This is a genomic window from Actinokineospora sp. (assembly GCF_050699995.1).
Taxonomy (GTDB): domain Bacteria; phylum Actinomycetota; class Actinomycetes; order Mycobacteriales; family Pseudonocardiaceae; genus Actinokineospora.
Window position 1 is genome coordinate 1 of the sequence record NZ_JBOHGC010000211.1, and the last position, 4,423, is coordinate 4,423.

Below are 4,423 nucleotides of genomic sequence, written 5' to 3' on the forward strand. Positions count from 1 at the left end.
TCCCCAGCTTGCCGTGGACACGTTCCAGCAGCGCCGACGCCACACCACCAGCCGCGACCGGCTCGGCGATCACGACGGCGTGTTTCCCGTCCGGAGTGCTGCGGTGGAACGTGAGCCGGTACTTCGCCCGCACCAACTCCCGCAACGCCACCTGCCCACGTTGGTCGGTGATGTCCGAGTGGTTGTTCCCCACCAGCGCGCCCACGCGCGCGGGGGAACCGGCCAGCAACGTGCGCGCCAGCCACGGGCCCGGGTCGGCCGTGAGGTCGAACGCGACCGGGCCGGACGCCTTCACCGGCGCCGACCAGCCCGGCCCGAGCAGCGTCGGCTGGGCCGCGTCCTCGCCACGAGTCAACCGCAGCAGGGCGGCGATGGCCTCAGGATCGGGGCCGCCTGCCTCGATCGACTGCGGCCCATGGGTGTAGATCCCGGTCTCGCCGCCGCGGACCGCCACCTCGGCCAACTTCGCCGACTTACCCGTCGGCTGCAGCACATAGAGGTCACTCGCGCTGCCCACGGCCTGCGCGCCCAGGTACCGGTTGAACCCCGGCAGCACCGCCTCGAACACCAACCCCAGCCGCAGCACCTCCTGCTGCACCTTCAACCCCAGCGCCGGGTTCCGCTCGCTGTACCCATACGCGACCACCACCCGACCCTCCGGCCGCAGTGACTCCACGCCCCGCGCCAGGAACAGCCGCATGCCCTCCGGGGTGTAGGGCGGGTCGGTGAACACCAGGTCCGCTTCCACTTCCGGCATCCCGAACCGCAGGTCCGCGTGCAGGCACCGGATGTCGAGCCCACGCTCCTGGGCCATCGCGTCGATGTAGGCCAGCAGGTCCTCGTCGAGGTCCACGACCGTCGCCGACAGCTCGGGCCGCAGGGTGCAGGCGGCGAGCGCGGTCAGGTCGTGGTCGCCCACGCACAGCAGCCGCGCGCCCGGCAGGTGGTAGGTCTCGTCGAGCCAGCGGGCCCGGCGCAGCATCGTGTCGAGGTCGGCTTGCACGTGGTCGAGCGCGCGCCGCGGCTTCGGTACACCGTCGAGGTAGCGCTCGAAGACCGGCCGCAACTCGTCGTCGCTCGCCGTGGGCAGCGGGGTGATGAGGTCCGGGTCGACCCGGTCGAGCCGCCACTGGTCACCGTCGCGCCGAGCGCCCGCCGCCGTGAGCAGGTCTTCGACCGTGCGGCGGGGGACGGCGCTGGTGCGGATCAGCCAGTCCAGCGTGCGCGGGCCCTCGGTGAGCGCGGCGGCCAGCAGGCGCAGCGGGCGGGAGTGCACGCCGCGATCGGCGAGGAAGTTCGCGAGGGAGTCGGCCACAGTCAAGAGAGCCTATGAGGACGCTGACCGGCCCGAAGTCCAGGGCCCCTCAGATCGTGGAACGGCCTGCCACTGTCAGTCCTGCGGGTTAAGGTCGAACGATCAACGGCCGGCAAGGAGCCGTGCGACCCGAGGGGCTTCGAGTGATCGAGTTCCAGGCCGTGACGAAGCGGTACGACGACGGCACGGTCGCGGTGGACAGCCTGGACCTGACGATCGAGGACGGCGGCATCACCGTCCTCGTCGGCCCGTCCGGCTGCGGCAAGACGACCTCCCTGCGGATGATCAACCGGATGATCGACGCCACCTCCGGCACGATCCTGCTCGACGGCGGGGACATCCGCGCGCAGTCCCCGGCGAAGCTGCGCCGCGGCATCGGGTACGTCATCCAGCACGCCGGCCTGTTCCCGCACCGCACGGTCCTCGACAACGTCGCCACGGTCCCGGTGCTCCTCGGCGCCCGCAAGTCCGCCGCCCGCAAGCAGGCCGCGGAGCTGCTCGAACGCGTCGGCCTGCCCGCTGAGCTGGGCAAACGCTATCCGTCGCAGCTCTCCGGCGGGCAGCAGCAGCGGGTCGGCGTGGCCAGGGCGCTCGCCGCGAACCCGCCGTTGCTGCTGATGGACGAGCCGTTCAGCGCGGTCGACCCGGTCGTGCGCGATGGCCTGCAGGAAGAGCTGTTGCGCCTGCAGTCGGACCTCGGCAAGACCATCGTCTTCGTCACCCACGACATCGATGAGGCCATCAAGCTCGGCGACAAGGTCGCGGTGCTGCGGGTGGGCGGCAGGCTCGCCCAGTACGCCACCCCGGCCGAGCTGCTGGCCAAGCCCGCCGACGACTTCGTCGCCTCCTTCGTCGGCCGCGACCGCGGCTACCGCGCGCTCGGTTTCCTTTCCGCGCAAGGTGTTCCGGTCGGACCGGTGGCGACGGTCGCCCTGGGCGCCTCCGCCGAGCAAGCTCGGGCGAACCTCGACAACGGCTGGGCCGTGGTGGTCGACGAGGCGAAGCGTCCCCTGGGCTGGGTGTCCGACGTTTCCTTGTCCACAGTGGATCAGGTCCGCGCCGAGGACCTCGTCTCCGGCGGCTCTCTGTTCGAAGTGGACAGTGGGACGCTGCGCACCGCGCTCGACTCGGCGCTCAGTTCCCCTGCCGCCCTTGGGATCGCGATCGACGCCCAGGGTGCGGTCGTCGGCGGCGTCGCGGCCGACACCGTGGTCAAGGCACTGGCCGACGCCCGCCGCTCGGGCGAGGTGCCGACATGACCTGGACCCTCGACCACCTCGACGTGCTGTTCAGCGTCAGCCTGGACCACCTCTGGCTGGCGCTCATCCCGGTGGTCGCGGGCCTGCTGATCTCGCTGCCGCTGGGCTGGATGGCGAGCCGCTGGCGGCCGGCGAAATCGATCCTGGTGCCCACGGCGGGGATGCTCTACACGATCCCGTCGCTGGCGCTGTTCGTGTTGATGCCGCTCATCCTCGGCACCCGGATCCTCGACCCGCTCAACGTGATCGCCGCTCTGACGATCTACACGGTCGCGCTGCTGGTCCGGTCGGTCGCCGACGCCCTGGCCGCGGTCCCGCCCGCCGTCACCGCCGCGGCCACCGCGATGGGATACCGCCCGCTGGGTCGCTTCTTCGCCGTGGAGCTTCCGCTGGCCGTGCCGGTCCTGTTGGCCGGTGTGCGGGTCGCCGCCGTGTCGAACATCAGTCTGGTCAGCGTCGGCGCCCTCATCGGCGTCGGCGGACTCGGGCAGTTCTTCACCGAGGGCTACCAGCGCGGCAACCCGGCCGAGATCATCGCCGCGATCATCGCGATCATGGTGCTGGCGCTGCTGGTGGAGATCGTCCTCGTCTTCACCGGCCGGATGCTGACTCCCTGGACCCGGGCGGGAGGCGCGCGATGAGCGTGTTCGCCCAGGTCTGGGCGTGGCTCACGAGCCCGGAAAACTGGGCGGCCAACGGGATCCCGCTGCGGTTGCTGCAGCATCTGCGGTACACCGCGACCGCGATTCCCATCGCCGCCCTGATCGCAGTTCCGCTGGGCGCCTACATCGGCCACACCCGACGCGGCGGCACCCTGGTCGTCGGCCTGCTGAACTCGGTCCGGGCGTTGCCCGAGCTTGGTCTGCTGGTCCTCCTGGTGCCCGCCATGGGGTTGCTGCTCGCGTTCGAGGCGCTCACGATCGTCCTCGTGCTCATCGCGGTCCCGCCGCTGCTCGCCGGTACGTACGCGGGCGTCCGCAACGTCGAGCCGTCCATTGTGGACGCCGCGCGCGGGATGGGTATGAGTGAGCGGGAAGTGCTGTTCAAAGTCGAACTGCCGAACGCCCTGCCGCTGATGCTCGGCGCGCTGCGGGCGGCGACGCTGCAGGTGATCGCGACGGCCAGCATCGCGGCTTTCGTGGCGCTCGGCGGACTCGGCCGGTTCGTCATCGACGGCAACTCGTTCCGTGAGTTCGACCAGATGGCCGGGGGCGCGGTGCTCATCGCGGCGCTCGCGATCACCGTGGAGCTTGTTCTCACGGGTGTGCAATGGCTGGTGGTCTCGCCGGGACTGCGGCCGACCCGCACCAGCAAACGGAAAGCAACGACGTGAGGAGATCCCCGATGAAGCGCGTACTCGTCGGCGCGGCGACCACCCTGGCCGCGGTGCTCACCCTGAGCGCGTGCGGCGGCGGGTCCGACCCGCTCGGCACCTCGACCCCCGCCGCACCACCGGCGGCGACGGACACCATCGCCATCGGCTCGGCGAACTTCCCGGAGAGCACCCTGCTCGCCGAGATCTACGCGAACGCGCTGGAGGCCAAGGGTGTCAAGGTCACCAAGAAGCTCAACATCGGCAGCCGCGAGACCTACTACGCGGGCCTGCAGGACGGGTCGATCGACCTGATCCCGGAGTACACCGGGGTCCTGCTGCTGCACGTGAACAAGGAAGCCAAGGAGACCGCGCCCGACGAGGTCTACGCGGCCCTGCAGAAGGCGCTGCCGGAGAAGCTGACCGTGCTGGCCAAGTCGGCGGCGGAGAACAAGGACGCGGTCGTTGTCACCAAGGAGACCGCGGACAAACTGGGCGTCAAGTCGATCGCCGGCCTCGCCGCCAAGGGCCCGGTCG

At 70.7% G+C, this 4,423-nt stretch carries 5 protein-coding genes; 4 read left to right on the plus strand and 1 reads right to left on the minus strand.

What is annotated here, in order from left to right:
* A partial coding sequence (locus tag ACRDSQ_RS11790; RefSeq protein ID WP_431420929.1) for a bis-aminopropyl spermidine synthase family protein occupies positions 1 to 1,315 on the minus strand: 1,315 nt, incomplete at its 3' end.
* A gap of 143 nt (positions 1,316 to 1,458) precedes the next feature.
* Between ACRDSQ_RS11790 and ACRDSQ_RS11795 the strand changes: the two genes are divergently transcribed.
* The 4 genes from ACRDSQ_RS11795 to ACRDSQ_RS11810 form a co-directional block, all read left to right on the plus strand.
* On the plus strand, positions 1,459 to 2,574 hold the full coding sequence (locus tag ACRDSQ_RS11795; protein WP_431420930.1) for an ATP-binding cassette domain-containing protein: 1,116 nt from the start codon (positions 1,459 to 1,461) through the stop codon (positions 2,572 to 2,574).
* Positions 2,571 to 3,215 carry an ABC transporter permease gene (locus tag ACRDSQ_RS11800; protein WP_431420931.1) on the plus strand — a complete coding sequence of 215 codons (645 nt, stop codon included), beginning with the start codon at positions 2,571 to 2,573 and terminating at the stop codon, positions 3,213 to 3,215. The genes ACRDSQ_RS11795 and ACRDSQ_RS11800 overlap by 4 nt, the downstream gene beginning before the upstream one ends.
* Positions 3,212 to 3,907: an ABC transporter permease gene (locus ACRDSQ_RS11805; RefSeq protein WP_431420932.1), complete on the plus strand. Its 696-nt coding sequence runs from the start codon at positions 3,212 to 3,214 to the stop codon at positions 3,905 to 3,907. The genes ACRDSQ_RS11800 and ACRDSQ_RS11805 overlap by 4 nt, the downstream gene beginning before the upstream one ends.
* An 11-nt stretch (positions 3,908 to 3,918) precedes the next feature.
* Positions 3,919 to 4,423: glycine betaine ABC transporter substrate-binding protein (locus tag ACRDSQ_RS11810; RefSeq protein ID WP_431420933.1), on the plus strand; the 505-nt coding region annotated here is incomplete at its 3' end.

Coding starts and splice junctions, on each gene's coding strand:
- ACRDSQ_RS11800 (WP_431420931.1), top strand. CDS start 2,571: ATGACCTGGACCCTCGACCACCTCGACGTGCTGTTCAGCGTCAGCCTG.
- ACRDSQ_RS11805 (WP_431420932.1), top strand. CDS start 3,212: ATGAGCGTGTTCGCCCAGGTCTGGGCGTGGCTCACGAGCCCGGAAAAC.